The organism is Sporomusa sp. 246TCP1, assembly GCF_057319775.1.
Genome location: NZ_CM170492.1, coordinates 4,672,847 through 4,690,038 on the forward strand (window position 1 = coordinate 4,672,847; position 17,192 = coordinate 4,690,038).

20 protein-coding genes are annotated in these 17,192 nt (G+C 44.9%); 6 read left to right on the plus strand and 14 right to left on the minus strand.

From position 1 onward, the window contains the following. The first annotated feature begins 18 nt into the window (after positions 1-18). The gene (locus AC1ECB_RS22160; protein ID WP_485665812.1) at positions 19-1,089 is read left to right on the plus strand and encodes a tetraprenyl-beta-curcumene synthase family protein; all 1,071 of its coding nucleotides are present in this window, start codon (positions 19-21) and stop codon (positions 1,087-1,089) included. 23 nt (positions 1,090-1,112) lie between these two features. Here the strand turns inward: AC1ECB_RS22160 and AC1ECB_RS22165 are convergent, their stop codons facing one another. Next, a complete protein-coding gene (locus tag AC1ECB_RS22165; RefSeq protein ID WP_485665813.1) occupies positions 1,113-2,240 on the minus strand; it encodes a M20/M25/M40 family metallo-hydrolase in 1,128 nt (375 codons plus the stop codon). An 85-nt stretch (positions 2,241-2,325) separates the two neighbouring features. Here AC1ECB_RS22165 and AC1ECB_RS22170 point away from each other — a divergent pair, with 85 nt between their 5' ends. Beyond that, positions 2,326-2,643 carry a hypothetical protein gene (locus AC1ECB_RS22170; RefSeq protein WP_485665814.1) on the plus strand — a complete coding sequence of 106 codons (318 nt, stop codon included), beginning with the start codon at positions 2,326-2,328 and terminating at the stop codon, positions 2,641-2,643. A 28-nt stretch (positions 2,644-2,671) separates the two neighbouring features. Here the strand turns inward: AC1ECB_RS22170 and dinB are convergent, their stop codons facing one another. Further along, the gene (gene dinB, locus AC1ECB_RS22175) at positions 2,672-3,835 is read right to left on the minus strand and encodes a DNA polymerase IV (RefSeq protein WP_485665815.1); all 1,164 of its coding nucleotides are present in this window, start codon (positions 3,833-3,835) and stop codon (positions 2,672-2,674) included. Positions 3,836-3,982: 147 nt separating this feature from the next. Between dinB and AC1ECB_RS22180 the strand changes: the two genes are divergently transcribed. Next, positions 3,983-4,315 carry a hypothetical protein gene (locus tag AC1ECB_RS22180; RefSeq protein WP_485665816.1) on the plus strand — a complete coding sequence of 111 codons (333 nt, stop codon included), beginning with the start codon at positions 3,983-3,985 and terminating at the stop codon, positions 4,313-4,315. 52 nt (positions 4,316-4,367) lie between these two features. On the opposite strand, the gene AC1ECB_RS22185 is transcribed toward AC1ECB_RS22180, so the two are convergent. Together AC1ECB_RS22185 and AC1ECB_RS22190 are read right to left on the minus strand one after the other, a co-directional pair. Next, positions 4,368-5,120, minus strand: coding sequence for a hypothetical protein (locus AC1ECB_RS22185; protein WP_485665817.1), 753 nt, complete (start codon positions 5,118-5,120; stop codon positions 4,368-4,370). 59 nt (positions 5,121-5,179) lie between these two features. Beyond that, positions 5,180-6,139, minus strand: a complete 960-nt coding sequence (locus tag AC1ECB_RS22190; RefSeq protein ID WP_485665818.1) for a 3'-5' exoribonuclease YhaM family protein — start codon at positions 6,137-6,139, stop codon at positions 5,180-5,182. A 207-nt stretch (positions 6,140-6,346) separates the two neighbouring features. Here AC1ECB_RS22190 and AC1ECB_RS22195 point away from each other — a divergent pair, with 207 nt between their 5' ends. Continuing rightward, the gene (locus AC1ECB_RS22195) at positions 6,347-6,556 is read left to right on the plus strand and encodes a hypothetical protein (RefSeq protein WP_485665819.1); all 210 of its coding nucleotides are present in this window, start codon (positions 6,347-6,349) and stop codon (positions 6,554-6,556) included. 90 nt (positions 6,557-6,646) lie between these two features. Beyond that, complete coding sequence (locus AC1ECB_RS22200) at positions 6,647-6,814, plus strand: hypothetical protein (RefSeq protein ID WP_485665820.1); 168 nt, start codon at positions 6,647-6,649, stop codon at positions 6,812-6,814. A 322-nt stretch (positions 6,815-7,136) separates the two neighbouring features. Here the strand turns inward: AC1ECB_RS22200 and AC1ECB_RS22205 are convergent, their stop codons facing one another. From AC1ECB_RS22205 to AC1ECB_RS22215, 3 genes are all read right to left on the minus strand, one after another. Next, entirely contained in the window at positions 7,137-7,343 is a 207-nt protein-coding gene (locus AC1ECB_RS22205; protein ID WP_485665821.1) for a Spo0E family sporulation regulatory protein-aspartic acid phosphatase, read from the minus strand. 274 nt (positions 7,344-7,617) lie between these two features. Next, on the minus strand, positions 7,618-7,803 hold the full coding sequence (locus tag AC1ECB_RS22210) for a Spo0E family sporulation regulatory protein-aspartic acid phosphatase (RefSeq protein WP_485665822.1): 186 nt from the start codon (positions 7,801-7,803) through the stop codon (positions 7,618-7,620). Positions 7,804-8,172: 369 nt separating this feature from the next. Then, complete coding sequence (locus AC1ECB_RS22215) at positions 8,173-9,663, minus strand: sigma-54-dependent transcriptional regulator (protein ID WP_485665823.1); 1,491 nt, start codon at positions 9,661-9,663, stop codon at positions 8,173-8,175. 455 nt (positions 9,664-10,118) lie between these two features. Here AC1ECB_RS22215 and AC1ECB_RS22220 point away from each other — a divergent pair, with 455 nt between their 5' ends. Next, positions 10,119-10,463, plus strand: a complete 345-nt coding sequence (locus AC1ECB_RS22220; RefSeq protein WP_485665824.1) for a hypothetical protein — start codon at positions 10,119-10,121, stop codon at positions 10,461-10,463. A gap of 53 nt (positions 10,464-10,516) precedes the next feature. Here AC1ECB_RS22220 and AC1ECB_RS22225 read toward each other — a convergent pair whose 3' ends face one another. From AC1ECB_RS22225 to AC1ECB_RS22255, 7 genes are all read right to left on the minus strand, one after another. After that, positions 10,517-12,514: a TonB-dependent receptor gene (locus tag AC1ECB_RS22225; RefSeq protein WP_485665825.1), complete on the minus strand. Its 1,998-nt coding sequence runs from the start codon at positions 12,512-12,514 to the stop codon at positions 10,517-10,519. An 88-nt stretch (positions 12,515-12,602) separates the two neighbouring features. Further along, complete coding sequence (locus tag AC1ECB_RS22230) at positions 12,603-13,385, minus strand: ABC transporter ATP-binding protein (protein WP_485665826.1); 783 nt, start codon at positions 13,383-13,385, stop codon at positions 12,603-12,605. A 59-nt stretch (positions 13,386-13,444) separates the two neighbouring features. Continuing rightward, a complete protein-coding gene (locus AC1ECB_RS22235; RefSeq protein WP_485669389.1) occupies positions 13,445-14,173 on the minus strand; it encodes an energy transducer TonB in 729 nt (242 codons plus the stop codon). Positions 14,174-14,178: 5 nt separating this feature from the next. After that, a complete protein-coding gene (locus tag AC1ECB_RS22240; RefSeq protein ID WP_485665827.1) occupies positions 14,179-14,574 on the minus strand; it encodes an ExbD/TolR family protein in 396 nt (131 codons plus the stop codon). Then, positions 14,564-15,172 carry a MotA/TolQ/ExbB proton channel family protein gene (locus AC1ECB_RS22245; RefSeq protein WP_485665828.1) on the minus strand — a complete coding sequence of 203 codons (609 nt, stop codon included), beginning with the start codon at positions 15,170-15,172 and terminating at the stop codon, positions 14,564-14,566. Before AC1ECB_RS22245 ends, AC1ECB_RS22240 begins: the two co-directional genes overlap by 11 nt. Before the next feature lie 33 nt (positions 15,173-15,205). Continuing rightward, on the minus strand, positions 15,206-16,012 hold the full coding sequence (gene tsaA / locus AC1ECB_RS22250) for a tRNA (N6-threonylcarbamoyladenosine(37)-N6)-methyltransferase TrmO (protein WP_485665829.1): 807 nt from the start codon (positions 16,010-16,012) through the stop codon (positions 15,206-15,208). A gap of 54 nt (positions 16,013-16,066) precedes the next feature. Then, positions 16,067-17,161 carry a FecCD family ABC transporter permease gene (locus tag AC1ECB_RS22255; RefSeq protein ID WP_485665830.1) on the minus strand — a complete coding sequence of 365 codons (1,095 nt, stop codon included), beginning with the start codon at positions 17,159-17,161 and terminating at the stop codon, positions 16,067-16,069. Positions 17,162-17,192: the final 31 nt, after the last annotated feature.

Sequence of the window (17,192 nt, forward strand, 5' to 3'; positions counted from 1 at the left end):
TAAACAAAGGAGGGCGTTATGGTTTCGTCTTTGACCACTTCCACCTCAGGCCTTATCCTTTTAATCAGGTTTGTACGGGAAGTATTTCCGCTTGTAGACAGAGAGCTTGCTTGTTGGCAGGATTATGCATCCACACATGGCATGCGCGAACTATCAGAGCAAGCACTTGCCAGTATCCGCACAAAAAAATTTCATTGCCAGGGCGGCAGTGTCTATAGTTTATATAAAGGCATGCCTACTGGTGATTTTGTCCGGCTGGTAGTCGCATTACAAACCATCAGCGATTACCTTGACAATCTCTGTGACCGGGCCGGCATTGCCGACGAAGCGGCCTTTCGCCAACTGCATCTGGCTATGACTGATGCCCTTGACCCGGCTCGGCCATTAAGCGATTATTATGCCGCCTATCCGTATAAAGACGACGGTGGTTATTTACAGGCGCTTGTCACGACTTGCCGCCGGGAAATTGCTAAACTCCCCTCTTACTGTCTAGTTAAACCAGAGGCACTGCGCCAAGCCGGATTATACAGCGAGCTTCAAACCTATAAACATCTTGACCACCGGGTACGGGAACAAAAAATGCTGACCTGGATTAATCCCCACCTGCCTCACTATCCAGATATTACCGCCTGGGAATTTGCCGCTGCCACTGGTTCAACCTTAGGGCTGTTTATGTTATGTGCAGCCGCTCATAATCCCAACCTCACCGCAAGCGAGGCTGAGACAATTGGTCATGCCTATTTTCCCTGGATAAATGGTCTGCATATTTTGCTGGACTATTTTATTGATGAAGCCGAAGACCGTCAGGGCGGCGACCTAAACTTTGTCTCTTACTATGGGAGTAGTCAGGAAACCCTGTCACGACTGACTCTTTTTGTTCACCAAGCCCGTTCACAAGCCAATTTGCTGCCAGAAACAGCTTTTGTTCGAACCGTGGTTGACGGTTTATTAGCTATGTACCTGTCTGATCCCAAAACTGCGCCACCTACAGAACGCGCTATCCGCGACAGCCTGCTGCACTCGGCTGGTTGGTATCCCCGGCTTATGTATGGTCTCTGCCGCTTGCTACGGAAAAAACATATGCTATAAATAGCAGCATCGCTTTAGTATTTCTATAGCTCAGCCTGTCCGGCAGCCTTAATAATGGCCAGGGCCAGCTCACCAATAGTATAGAGATCTTCCTCCTTAATGAACTCTTCAGTGGTATGCACTTTAGACATACCTGTACCGAGTACGGCTGTCGGAATACCATAGCTATTAAAGAAGTTAGCATCACTGCCGCCGCCAGTTGCCTTAATTACTGGTTTGAGCCCAATACTTTCGGCAGCCTGACAAGCCAGTTGTACAACAGGTGTTGTCTCTGGCAAGACATAAGCATCATATTCTTTGGTTACATTGACTTCTGCTTTGCCACCGGCAGCCTTAACGGTTTCTTCAAATACCTGGCACATATGCTTTGTTTGAGCGGCTAATTTTTCCATGTTACGGCTACGGGCTTCAGCCAGAATTACCACTTTATCAGGCACAATGTTCGTGGCTGAGCCTCCTTGGATCGTGCCGATATTGGCCGTGGTTTCTGAATCTATACGACCATCGTTAATTTGGGCTAAGGCTTTGCCTGCCAATATGACAGCATTTACGCCTTCTTCAGGTGCAACGCCAGCATGGGCTTTCTTCCCATAAATGTTAATCTCCAGCCTATTCTGACCAGGAGCCATGGTGACAATCTCCCCCGGTGATCCCCCTGAATCCAGCGCATAACCAAAATCGGCTTGAAGTAATGCCGGATCAATACTTTTGGAACCCTTGAGACCGCCTTCTTCGGCAACTGTGAAAATGATCTGGATATTGCCATGAGGAATATTTTGTTCTTTAATCACGCGAAGGGCTTCCAGGATAGCCACTACCCCAGCTTTGTCATCAGAACCAAGGATGGTATCACCTGTCGAAGTAATGATGCCGTTTTTTAAGACAGGCTGAATATTGCCGCAAGGTTCTACGCAGTCCAAGTGAGCGGTAAAAATCAGGCTAGGTGCGCCTGCCACTGTACCGGTAAGAAAGGCCAGCACATTGCCGCAATTACCGCCAATTTTGCTACCGGTATCATCTTCTGACACCTCCATAGATAAGTCAGCCAGTTTTTTCTTAATAACATCAGCCACCTGCCGCTCTGCGCGGGTAGGACATGCAATCCGTACCAGTTCATAAAATTCATCAAGTATCCGTTTCCGGCTAATCATTTACATCCCTCCTGTATATTTAGTGCTGCACCCAGTTATATTAATGTTACGTCTGACATTAGCATTTGTAGAAAGGGTGCTCCTCATGTCAAAAACAATTGCGTTAGCCCACTATAATGACAAACTGGCTAACGAACTTTCCGCCCAGGGCTTCCGGGTAGTAGACAGTTCGCACCTTGGCCGTCCAGGTCAAGCAGCTGACGCTTATTTATATACCAGCTACCATCCTGATACAGATACCTGGGCTGGAACTCAGGCTGAGCACGCAGACATTACTGTGGGTAATTACCATTATACCGTAACTGATCACCCGTCCACTATGCTGCTCAATATTACCGGTCTAACTACCGACCAGATTACCGATAAACTTCGTCATCGTTTGACCCGTTGTTCCCGGCTATAATCTATATGCAACGTGGTAAAATTTCTTGCTACTTTCGTTGCCGCGCTATCATGGAGCGTCCACGGGTAACAGCAGCTTCACCAAAGCGCTCCTTTACCTTGTCAATAGCTTGAGCAACAGCAGCAGCCTTTTCATCGCCCTGGTCAAAAAGAGACATCTGTACCCCTGCAGCCACTAAGCTGCTTACTGTAACTCCCAATAGCCTTACCCCCTCATTTAATGCAATCTTGCTTACTATCTCTTCAGCAACATGGTAGAGCGTCTCGTCAAGGCTGGCGGCTACTGCCAATGTCTGACTGCGGGTAATCGTGCGAAATGAAGCAAACCGAATCTTGATTGTTATCGTTCGACTACTTAACTTTTGCCGTCTGAGCCGCCAGCCAATCTTCTCCACCTGGGACCATAACTCGGTCTTGAGATCCTCCAAGGACGTAAGGTCTTTGGTAAAAGTAACCTCTTTACCAATTGACTTGGGTTGCCACTCAGAATCTACTAGGCGGCTATCCTGACCATTTGCCAACTGATACAAAGTATGTCCAAGTTGTCCACAGTGTTTAGCAAGCAACTCCGGCTCAGCCTGTGCCACTTGCCCGATGGTCTTGAGTCCTAACTTAATCAGAATCTGTGCTGTTGTCTTACCTACTCCCCATAACCGGTTAACAGGCATATTGACTAATATATTATGGATCTCTTCCGGACGGATAACCATTAACCCATCCGGTTTATTCATATCTGAAGCCAGTTTGGCTAAAAACTTATTCGGAGCCACTCCGGCGGAGGCAGTAAGATCAAGCTCAGCTTTAATCCTCGCCTTAATTTTGACGGCAATATCAACCGGGCTGGAAAATAATCCCTCCATGCCAGTGACATCAAGAAAGGCTTCATCAAGGGACAGCGGCTCCACCAGGGGCGAGAAGTCGGCAAATATATGTAATATTTCTTGCGAAACCCTGCTATATTTCTCATGGTCAGACGGCAAAAAAATGCCTTGGGGACAGCGCCGTCTAGCCTCAAGGGACGACATAGCCGAATGAACTCCGAATTTACGGGCTTCATACGAGGCAGTGGCTACAACGCCTCGCGGCCCTGTGCCTCCGATTATCACCGGACAGCCCCGCAGTTCAGGATTGTCCCGTTGCTCAACTGCTGCAAAAAAAGCATCCATATCTACATGAATAATCCAGCGCTGCATAAGCTCACCTCATTTCCGTTTTGGAACATATGTTCTTCTTAATTGTACACCAAACTACTGAGTGGAATCAACACAGCTATTGATTTACTCTTTCCTAATAGCTGTTTATATGCTACACTAATAAGTAGAAATAAGGAGGATTGACGCATGAAAATAAGCTTAGTCCTATTTGTTTTTCTGATTACACTGCTACAGCCTGTATCGGCTCAGATAGCACCTATTCTTTGGTCCGAATCTATACATACTAAGTCAAAGCCAACAACTGAGTGGCTCAATGTAGATCATTATATAATTTTCAAATCAGACCGCACCCTTTCATTGGATCTGACAGATCATTCACCGATAAAGACCATTATCCTGCGTCCAGATACTAACCCTTCTGCATATTGGGAAAAGAAATCTTTTTTATTTACTATTGAATTATCTGATAAAACAAAAAAATATATTGATATTCCTTTTGGCGAACATAAGTTTAATTAAGCAAAAGTAAAAGAAGTCCGCGGCGGCTGAGCACCGTCAGGACTTCTTTTTTTTACTTTTCAAAGTATCGTACAGTACTATCAAGGATGTCGGCAGCCATGTCAGCACCGGCCCATTGATTGACATTGACCAATTCTACATCAAAAGTTATGTTGTCCAACTTAATAAACGGCACCAAAGCATGGTTTGTTTGCAGAAATGTCGGAGCAGCAAAGGTATGTACTATGGTTTGCCGGCCACTGGCTTGCTGCTGTTTGCCATACTGGTCAAAAATTCCCTGCACAGTATCCAGGCAATTTCCCGCTTCATCATAAATAAAACTATATTTAGGCTCTACACTCACCTGTATTGGCTCATCATCCAGTCCAGCCTGCTCCTTGGCTTGTTTAACCCAGACTTTATCCACATTAACTTGAACGTTACTGACAACTGGCTCCCATATTTCACCGGTAATTGGTTGAGTAAGTTCATATAATAGAATACCCGCATTAGCTGCCATGTCTTTAATATCCTTCTGATACACCGGTTGGGTTACGATGACCCCCATAACCTGTCCTGGTATATCCCGGAGCATCCGCAAAAAAACAAACAATTCTGCCAAACTTGCCTGCTCTTTGGCCTGAATAACAGCCTTATAGGTAAGATCTCCATCAGTAAATTCCCAATACACATCAGCTTCATGAGTTGAGGTCCTGCCTTCAATTACAGCATTGTATTGAATCTTACAAGTTTCAACAGTATCTACGCCAGCAATGGCTTCGTACATCTCGCGAACGGCTTGTTGATAAATAGTTAGGTTTGTCAAAATACCACCACCATACTTATAAATTCATCAATCTGTTTTACCATCATTTTCTCAGTATATTATTCTATACTTGGCCGGTATACCTCTCGCCGCAACGTAGCACTGCGATTAAAGCCGCCAGGCTCAGCCCGCCCGGCCTCACGGGAAAACTGCTCGGTTTTCGCGCTAAGATTATCCAGATAATGCAACAGCTCGGCCTCCAACAACATTGGTTCCACCGGACTGCCCCACTCGGCCTGACCATGATGAGAAAGAATACAATGCTTAAGCATTAACCCAAGTTCCGGCGCCAAGCCCACTTCCTGGCAGGCGTGTTCCAGCATCTCCATACCCAGTGAAATATGCCGCAACAACTTCCCCTCTCTGGTAAAGCCTATGCCCATACCAAACGCATCCACCTCAATCTCTCGCACTTTGCCAATATCATGAACCAAGGCAGCCGCCAGGAGAATATCCCTGTTTATCTTGTCATTGCGGTTACAATGGTCCAAGGCAGCTGCGGCCACCTCAAGAGTATGTGCAAGCAAACCGCCAATATACGCATGATGGTTCTTGACAGCGCCTGGATGTCGCTTAAACTTTTCGGCAAACGGCTTGTTGGTATCAAAGATAGCGATTAACAAGTCCCGCAGCCCTTCCTGCCTGATACTAGCAATAATAGCCGTTAACTCACTAACCATATCATCAATCTTCCGGGGAGCCATCATGCCCAAACTTTGCAATGCTTGATCAATTTCCACTGGTGATGGTGCATACCCACCAACAATTGTCAGCTGCGGGCTGTCTTTAAAAAAATCTAACATCGCTTCCAGCCGCAGTATTCCATTTTGCTGAAACAGCATTGCACTATCACCAGATATATCCCAATACTTAGCAGGTACCTCAAAACTGTGGTCACTAATGAGGCAATCCCCGTAAGACTTACCATTTCTTGCTGTTTTAACTTCAAACCGCGAAATCCGGTAAATGCCCACTACCTTAAATCCCTTTGGGTTCTTAACTAATTCCCCCAGTGTCATCCTGTTCCCCTCCACCAATAAGCTTCCTCTCCTTATGATAATCTCATAGAAAATTCTCCTGAGTACTGGCAAAATCCTTTATTTTAAAGAAAACACGCTTATTCCGGGCCTTGACAACCCCATGTTTCCCCTATCCTGCCAAGATCTTGCACACATTTCAGGCTTACCAGCAATATATTGTAACAAGAGTAAAAGGAGGTTTTCAGATTGGCTTCTTATGACAAAATGGTAAAGTACCTGGTAGAAAAGCTTCAGCTTGCCCTGGCACCACTTGAGCAAATTGCCAGAAACCAAAGCATTCTGGTAGCACAGAACAAACAGATGATTGATTTATTAGCACAACTTAACGGCAACCGGGAAACGCCCACCGAGCCGGAACAATCAACGGCTAAAGAAAGCCAGGATATTACACTTTAACTATATCAAAATTTCTTTCTCTTTATGCTAGCTGACTTGACAGCATCACCAAATTATGAGAAATTTTAATAAAACACTAAGGAGTATCCCATGAAAACAAACGCAACTTTGGAAGAAACATGCTCTATCTGCAAAGGATCAGGCAAAATTGGAACCGAGCCTTGTCAAACTTGCCAGGGAACAGGAACTGTTCTTAATGAAAAAGGGAAAGAAATCCTCAATTTCTTACGAAACAGTATTCGTATCTCCGAACATTGACTATCACTGCCTGAGGCAGAAAAACAGCCGTCCTACCCGGAGCGGCTGTTTTTCTGGATTAATTTAAAGAAAACATTACTGGCTCTACTTAAAAATTGCTGAGATCGAACTGCAAAACGTGTAAATAGTTAACAAGGCTGTGAAAATCACAATAGGATTATGGCGAAATCGAAGCAAACTAGCCCTCACCTCACTCTTTACTAAGCTAGTTTATACTATTCCCAACTTACCCTCTTGTTAAACCAATTATTCTCCAAAATTAATCATGCCACATACATAGTATTTATTTTCTCACGCTATTTTATCTGAAACCCAAAGCCAGCTACCCTTCCGATGAAGTTACAACCTCAGTTGAAGCTAAATTCCACTTGATACACACAAGCTGTCTCGCCTTGTGAAATTCGACAATCAGGCGATCCAATTCCCTGCTAAGAGAAATGACATCAGGATCTTGCATATCGAATTTCTTCGCTACCACTAGGGCATTCAGCCGGACACGCATATCTTCAATCTTTAGTGCTTGCCGCATGCGTAACTCCCCCCTTTTGTCATTCGAGTATCTTACCTAACTTTATATGCAAAAAGCGCGCCAAAATGTGCGCGTTGCCTATACTATTTTTAAAATAGTCTTCCGGCACCCCGGCAAGGCGCACTGGTCTTTCATAAATTTATGCAGATCCGGTGGCAATAGCGACAGGTTTTTCCTCAACTCAGACTATAAATTACAAATTTCATACAAAAATTGCATAGTAACGCAATTTTTGTATGAAATTTATAGTACTCACCTATGTAGTAAGACTATCTTATAACCGGCGTCTCATAATGCATGCCTGTTTCGCCTTTTCAAAATCAACAATTAGACGATTCATCTCATCACTTAGCGAGATGAGATCAGCGTCTTGCATATTAAAGCCCTTCGCCAACACTAGTTCACCCAGTCGAGTCCGAGCATCTTCGATTTTTAATTCCTGCTCTTGTAAATTTTCCATTCATGCCATCCTCACTTTCACGTTTTTTTCCAGTTACTCACGCCGCCTGCCACACCTGTCATCAAAAATGCTTACTGCTTAGCGTAGAGTGACACTTTATTATCTATCCGTAAATGTATGAATGATAACCAGATCAAAATGTGTCCGCACCTACCAACTACTAATGCAAAAAGCGCGCCAAAATTGGCACGCTTACGAATTACTATTAAAATAATAGTATTACAACAGGCAAAACACAGTATCTTCGCCAAATTCACAGACCATATACTCAGCAGTAGCGTCAACGGTTCCGCTACACAAAAGTTTACAAAGCTACTATTTCTACCAAAAGTTGCAGTAAAATGAAGTTTTTGTATGAAGTTTATTTCACTAGATCCTACTAATTTCTTGCTTGATTCGCTTTTTTTCTAATCGATAAAACAAAGCCCGCAAGGAAATCCCCAGATATTTAGCTGCGGCTGCATGATTACCTTCACAGGCAGCTATGACTTCGTCAACGATATCATCACAGAAGCTCTTTAATGAATAGCCGCCAGACGGAAAGGGTAGCACTAGTTGTTGCTTGGCCGCATCAGTACCCAGTACTTGGTTGAATGCCTGGCTGCGGCTTTCCTCCCCCAATAAATGTGAGAGATGATTCACTTGCAATTCTTCCGCATCATAAGCAAAGGCAACATATTCAATAACATTTTTTAGTTCTCTTATATTTCCCGGCCAAGGGTATTCGGTCAATCGTCTTGCCGCCGCAGGAGCTATATGGTGAAACCGTTTCTTTTTTTGCCGTGCAGCATCAAGCAGGAACGCGTTCGCCAGCGGCACAATTTCGTCTTTTCGCTCTCGCAGCGGTGGTACTTTGACATATCCGACCTTCAGGCGATAATAAAGATCCTGGCGGAAAGCACCATTCTTAACTTGTTCCTCAAGTAAACTATTAGTAGCACAAATAATCCTGATATCAATTTTAATCTTTTTCAGTCCGCCAACCCGGTAAAACTCTTTTTCCTGAAGTACCCGCAGCAATTTTGCCTGCAAATTAAGCGGTATTTCCCCAATCTCATCAAGGAATAGTGTCCCGTTTTGCGCCATATCGAATTTGCCTTTCGCCCCCTGAGCCGCACTGCCGGTAAAGGCGCCGGCCTCATATCCAAACATTTCACTTTCAAACAGGGAAGGCGTCAAAGCACTGCAATTGATAGCAACAAACGGTCTATTTGTTAATTCATCTATTTTTACACCATAGTGGATGGCTTTGGCTATAACTTCTTTACCAACACCCGTTTCCCCTTGAATAAGCACCGGGATTGACCTATCTGTATGAAACTGCTGCGCCTGCTCCAGCAATTGGTGAGTGCTTTCCCCAAAAACCCCCACTTGACCGATGATTGACTCTGCCAAAACCTTCTTAACGGTAGAGAGTTCGCGCCTAGTTGCCTCAGTTGCCGCACAGACTTCATCCTGGAAACGATCAGTTAGCTTTTTATTTTCCCGCAACAAGGCCTGATGCTCAGCAACCCGGTCAATTGTAAGTGCCAGTTCCTGCGCATCAACCGGCTTTTGCAGATAATCATAAACCCCGGCACGTAAAGCAGCTACAGCAGATTTTATATCCGCATATCCTGTAAAAAGAACAATATCGGTCCGCCAACTGTCTGGCAGTTGTTTGATGGCCTGCGCCAATTCAATGCCGGACATGCCCGGCATATTAATATCAGAAAGCACCATTGGATAGTCTGCATCAACAAGTTTAGCAAGCGCCGCAGCCGCATTAGAACACTCCGTAACCTCGCAATCGCTGTTTTGTAAAAGACGTTTCACCACTACTCTGCTGACCTGGTCATCATCCACCAGCAGTACTCGCATTTCTTGCTCCTCCTTGGTTTACATATAGTATCTAATACGCGAGACCTCTTGTAACTGTCTATTAATTCCAGTTGCTTTATCGACAAATATTATTATATCATTCCATAATAATACATACTTCTCTGCGACTGCCAATTTCCCTTTTATGTCTCTTGTCACCAGTCTATATTCTACAATAAAGTCCACATCTTGTATAAAACCGTTTGTCTCAAACGGATAATCGTTCATTCCAAGAACGCAATAATTTGACGAAATTCATTATTCATGGTATACTAAGTTTATATTTATTATTATTTACTGACGCTTAGTGATAATATTATAGTGTTTTTTAATCGCCACAAAATATATATGACTGAGTGTGACCTATCATATCCGCCTGTATTTTTCGAATACCCAGCCAAGGGTTTTTTTTTATGGAAAAAATGGTTTTTAGTCAGACTAGATAAGGAGAAAATATGAGACTATATCATTTTACTACAGCAAATAATCTGGAACAAATATTGGAGAACGGTTGTATTTACCAGTCAGCTGAAGGTGTCGTATGGTTAACTAAGAATAAAGAACTTGAAGCGCAAGAATGGGCTGGCGGAATTAATCCTACGATCAGAATAAGTGTTTCACTTCTCAATATATCGTATTTTGGCAAAAATGCACCACCGCAAAAAATCGTACAAGGTGCGGTGGATTGGTATACAACATCACAGGCCATCCCAAAGAAACTATGGGTTGATGTTGAATCGCTCAAAAACGGTCATTGGAGTATTTATAAAGGATTAAGCTATAAAAACAGGAAAAAATAAAGGCAAAGAAGGCTCCCGGGAAACCGGGAGCTTTCATGTCTTTATTACTCTGCTTACATTTTAATAGTAACACCAGCCATAAAATTGATTCCATCACCAGGGCAATCGTATGTTTCCCAGTAATCGGTATCAAAAATATTATTTACATGCAGATAATACTCAATATTTTTATTTTGCTGGTAGTTGAAATTAAGATCTACGGTGTGATAGCTGTCAAGTTTTTTATAGGTTTCATCGGGGGTTAGAATGTTGCCGAGGTAATGACCAAGGACGCTCGCCTGGAACTTGTCTACCATATAGGTTAAGCCGTAATTAACCGTGTTATGCGGCAGATCGGTTGATCTGGTTTCAACCCCTTTTGTGTCGGTATCCTTGGAATCCAGATAGGTATAATTAACAAAGCCCTTCAGTCGATTTGTAAAGGACCGATTATATTGCAATTCTACACCGTGTATATCTGTTTTGTTAATATTAATCCACGGGTCACTTTTAGTTAGTCTGTCGATGCGATCCGTGATTTTATTATTAAAAACGGCAATGTCCAGCGATGATTTCTCATCAAAATCGTGTTTCCAGCCTAATTCATAGTTTTTTGCCTTTTCAGGGTCAGGGATTGCCGCATTTTTAGAAATATTACCTTCCGCTTGTTTGGCGGTAGCAAAAATGTGCGACTTCCCTGCTGATAAACGTAAGGTATTTTGTTTATCCAGCTTATGGGTAATATTAAAAACTGGATCAGTAACACTATCGTCCACATCTTTGTTCCTCAGGAACGACTGTTTTACCTTGTCATGCCGCACTCCCAGTGTAAGCTCGGTTTTATCACCAAGTCTCAGATTATCCTGAAAATAATAACCAGTGCGTTTATCGGTACCACTATTAGTAACATTAAGGATGTCATCTGAGTCCCAGTCAATTTTGTTGTATTTTGTACCAAAGGTCATGGTATTATTCCGGTCAGTCTGTAGATCACCGGTAAATTCTATACCGTTTCCTTTGGACGTCCAGGTACTACTATACCAGATCGGATTGGTAGGAGTATTAATATGGCTGTCAGCGTTAGTTTTATTATATACCCACAGATCATTCCCATCTGTTACATGGTATAATTTTACATTATATTTAAACTTGTCACCGGCCCTTTGATCTAACTGCAAGGCAATATTCGTCTGCTTAAAATTCTTATATTTCCAGTCTTTTGTGGCGTATTCAATTACTTCTTTGCCCTTTTGGAACACCCCGGTGCCGACCCCCTTATCTCCGGACCAGGTAGTATTAGCGGTAGTTTCCTGACCGGTAATTTGGTCAATGCCATTAGATATTTCACGGTCTGTATTCATATAGTAGCCGCTTAATGTCAAATCAGTATCTTTGTTGAGATTCCATTTGATTTTACCGTTGAAATAATCTGTATCAAATTCAGTATTGCTCAATTCCCTATTGCCTTGTTTTTTACCAGCGGTTGCGTAGTAACTGGCCTTGCTGTCACTGCCGCTGTATGAGATATAGTTATCAAAACTACTATGTGAGCCGCCTGATAGATTAAGATTGAATTGTCCAGGGCCTTTTCCCGTTTTTGTAGTAATTAAAATAATGCCGCCCTTATAATCTGTCCCGTATTGTACAGGACCAGGTCCTTTAATGATCTCAATCTTCTCAATATTGTCAGCAGGTATGTTTTCCAAATTAGAGGCAGAGTTTGAAGCAATGCCAGACAAAGGAAATGCCGGCATGCCGTCGATGTAGACTTTTGTCTGGTCAGTTGCGGCACCACGGATGCGGGCCAGACGAGCTTTTTTATCGCCAGTAACGATATTCAACCCTGGGACCATCTTAATTGCCTCGGCCAGATTGGTTGCGCCCATCTCTTTAATTTTTTCAGCGGTAATGACCTCTGTCGTTACCAGATAGTCTTTTAATACTGTCGAATGGACTTGCACTTCATCAAGAGTAGCTTCATTGGAATCATCTGCCCAAGCAAGATTGAATGGACTTAAGACACAAACAAAAACCGCCGATGGAATAACCATTTTTTTTAAACTCTTTCGCATACGATAACTCCCTCTCTCCTTAATAATTTTGCGCGGTTGGCTTTATATTATCGGGTTACACCCGTAACTTCCACTTATTGCTATCATTTCACGCTAGCAGCGGCACACAAACCTTCATCAGTTTCGACACCCCGTCGTCAATTTCGACGATCTTGACCTTGGTTGTATACAGATCACTTAGAATACTGTCAGTTACAACCTCTTCCGGAGTACCTATAGCAGTGATTTTACCGTTTTTCATAATCAATACTTTGTTGCATAACAAAAAAGCATGATTGGGAAAATGGGAGGTCATAATAATTGAGTAACCCTGTTTTGCCAGCCTGTCGATGACGCGCAGTATCCGAACCTGGTTCCCATAATCAAGGCTGGATGTCGGCTCATCCATAATTAATAACCCCGCACGCTGCGTCAATGCGCGGGCAATGAGTGTCAGTTGCCGCTCACCGCCACTGATACGACTAAATAAACAATCTGACAAATGGGCTATACCCAGTTCTGAGAGCGCCGCTTCCGCCAAGGCGTAATCTTCATCAGTCGGAACCGCAGTAAAGCCCACATGCGGCGTACGTCCCATAACAACCATATCCAGCACCCGGTGCGGAAATACTGTTGTTGCCGCCTGCGGTACATACGCCAGGTCGCTAGCCAGCTCTCTTGCTGGTATGGAACCGATTTTGCGCCCTCTAATCTTGATACTGCCTGTCCGCACCGCGGCAATCCCCAGCAAACACCGCAGCAACGTGGTTTTGCCGGCGCCGTTTGGCCCTAGAAGACAAACAACGTCTCCCTTAGCGACGGAAAAAGAAAGATCTGTAAGCAAATCGCCAGCCGATGGGTAACCAAAACTGATATTCTCTACCGCAAGCAAGTTTATCCCTCCTCATCTACATAATAAACTCCATACATGTACGTCAGGTCAGCCAAGCTTTACATTGTTAGCGTAAAAGCAACAGGTACTTTTACCCAAACCGTCACCGGCCGGCCATCCCGGTAAGCAGGATGAAACCGCCACTGGTATACAACCTCCTCTGCCGCCTGATCCAACTCATTATACCCGGAACTTTTGGCTACATTGGCGTCTGCTACTCTTCCCGAAGCCTCTACCAAAACTCTGACGATCACCTTTCCCTGCCATCTATTTTTTCTGGCTTCAGACGGGTATTCCGGTAAAGTCGAATATACCACATAGGGCTGGCTGTCAACCTCCTGGTCTTCTGTACTCGGCGGCGCGGATACAGGCGCACTGCCCGACCCGCCAGTTCCCACCTCTGCGTTTTCCGCTACCCCTGCACCAGAATCACCGCTTGTTGCTGCAATCGTCCCGCCTCCAGACACATCTGTAACCGCAGCGGGGGTAACACTTTTTTCCTCACTTGCAGCAAAAACCGGTTTTGCCGCAGGTGCACTGGCCGGGGCTGCGGCATTGTTATTTATGCTATTACTTTGACGTATGGCCGCTGCCGGCGCAGCTTGGGCTTGAGCTTGGGGCTGAGCTGGTACTTTAGCAGCCGGTGTCGCTGCCAACTCGACTTCCATATATTCTTTTTGGGGTTCCAAGGCTATTTCCCCCAATATTGCCTGACCAACAACTGCCAGAACTGCGATATGAAAGATAACAGCAAAGACAAAGGCTGTCCACCACACGTTCGCCCGCATATTCACTATCTTCCTTTCTCCTCGATAGCTATCGCCAGCTTAGATATCCCGGCTTTATGAATTTCATCCATAACCTCCACCACCCGCCCATGGCTAGTTTCCTTATCGGCCTGAATAGATACCGTTGTTTTTCCCATGCCATTTACCGCTGCTGCCAATTGCTCTTTAGCGACCGGCTGCCCATTCACCGCAATCCGTCCATCCTTGGCAATTAACACCACAATCTGTTTTTCTGCCTGTTTTTCCGCAGATGCCTGGGGCAAATTTACAGCAAAGCCCGGATAGACGGTAACAAAAGCCGTTGTCATCATGAAAAAAATGACTAACAGCATCATTACATCAACCATCGGCGTCATATCAACATGCACTCCGATTTGTTGCCGCCGCGTTCTACTGACCACTGTTATTTCCCCCTTTACTTAGCAAAGACGAAAATTCTTTCACACTGGTCTCCAGCATACACAGCCGCCGCGCCGACCAGTTGCGGTAATAATTGTGGCAGATAATGCAAAATACCGTAACAAACAAACCAGCAGCTGTATTATACAGAGCTTCCGCAATGCCTTCAGCCAATAACTGGGGATTACCGGCCCCGCTCATTGCCGCAACATGAAAAGTTTTAATCATCCCCAGCACTGTACCTAATAAGCCAAGCAGTGGCGCAATAGTAGCTATTGTTGCCAATATATATAAATATTTCTCTAACCGTAAACTCTCTTTATCCAACACCACTTCGGCTGCAGCACTCATTTCACCGCTTGCTTTCGTACACACTGCCTGCATAACAGCCCACAACCTTGCCAGCGGCCCGTCGCTATCGCCAAAAGGCCGGGTATTGCCGGCGGCAACAGCTTGGCCTAACCCCGGCATATACTTGCTGTCTTCCCGCTCTACCAAGCGGTAAAACCACCAACGTTGAATCGCAACTGTCATCGCCAGCAGCGAGCAAGTAATAATGATACAAAACACGACCCCGCCCTTCGCCACGACATCATACATACCGACCATCTCCTTAAGCACTTGCTGTAATAATTATTCCTGTATAAATAATTCCTGTTCAGATAACTGACTTGCTGTATTTATATCAACATCCTGCCGCACCGTTAGCGTGAGACTTTGACCGTTTTTAAACCACTGTACCCTATTACGCAATGGATTACTCTGGTAAATAAACCTAGCTGGATTAGCCAGGCGCGCCCGGGTCAAACCCTGGAGGACATCAGCTAAGCATGCGTCTCCTTCTACCCTCAACTGGAGATATGGCGATTGAATTTGTCCAAAATGAATCTCAACCAGTAAAGCCATTTTTACCGCCAACTCCAAACCCAGACATTGTTCACCATGATGGGCTAACGCCTGCTTATAAAAAAGTGCCTTACGCGATTGGTATTCACGAGGCGGCAAATAAGGAGTTTTAGGGGAAAAAATTATATCTGCTTCAAAATATGGCTTTATATCCAGCACTAGCGTACCGTCCACTGCGTCAAAATCATGCACATATAGCCGATCTTCCCCGACTTTTTCCAGTTTCACCAAGGTTAACGCAATTGGATTAGGCCGTGCCGCACTTCGCAGCCCAAACACGCCATGTTTTGGTAAATCTGAATTTACTTTCGACGGTACAACCCGCAGCACCGATCTGTCAGCCTGCCCAAACCAGCTCAAAATCCACAAATGGCTATGATCGCCAATCCGATACAAAGCAGGCTGATACTCTGGCTTAATATGAATAATTGCGGCTACTCCACCAAGCGGTACAGCCAGGGTGGTTTGCCAGGGACTTTCAACATATCCTACCGGCCGGATCACACTGCCATCGGTTATTGTTAGCTCAGTCACAACTACACACTCCTTCACTTGCAAGTAATGAACTCTATTACATCGAAATGGCAGTTACTCCCAGCCCTTTTTGGCTCTGGCCAGTAGAAATACAAAAAAGGGTGCACCAATTAAAGACGTAAGAATACCAACCTGGATTTCCAGCGAAGCTATGCTGCGGCTCAAATTATCCATTATCAGCATATACGTACCTCCGATGACCAATGACGCCGGCAGCACTATTGCAAAATTTGCCCCAAACAGCATCCTCGCCACATGGGGAACCAGTAAACCCACCCATTGGATAATGCCGCCAAGACTGGTGGCTGCAGCAGCCAGCAAAGTGGCACAGACCAATACCGCTAAGCGGGTATGCCGAACATTAATACCCAGCGTATGTGCTTCTTCTTCGCCAACACTAAGTACATTAATCTGCCAACGCACGAAATACAGCACTACCATCGGAACAAGTATGGGAATAAGCGACCATACTACATCTTGCTCCTTGACCTTCGATAGCCCGCCCATCAGCCAAAAACTGATTTCCGGCAAAGTATTCATCGGATCAGCGAGATATTTTAGAACTGAAACAAGTGCCTGAAAAAAGGCCGAGACCGCAATCCCGGCAAGTACTAACGAAATCATTGACTTACTGCCGAAATACGAGCTGACGGCAATCGCAATGAAAACAGCCACCATGCCGAAGATAAAAGCCGATACCTCCACCCATATCCAGGATAAGTGGAGAATCATACCCAGCACTGCGCCAAAAGCGGCCCCCCAGGTAGCACCTAATAGGTGCGGCGCTACCAGAGGATTACGAAACAAATTCTGATAAGCTGCCCCGGAAACCGCCAGCGCCCCGCCTACCAGCAAGGCAGCGGCAATACGCGGCAAGCGTATATCCAGTACAACTGTTTCCATGGTGTCAGTCCAAACCTGTGGCAGTGCCAGCACCTTAGACCAGAGAATAGCCATCACCATATCGGGTGCAACCGGGTAACGCCCAATTAAAAAGGAAGCGAAAAAGGCGATTACAAGTACTACCAGCATTACTGATACCTTCAGCATCCCGATGCGCATATGCCGCGCCCGAGTGCCTCCGTCTCTCTTCATCACCCGGTTTGCAGGCATATCTTCCTGGTGGGTTGTTAGCAGGCCATTTTCCATATTCATCGCCTCCTTATACTGCTGCTATCGA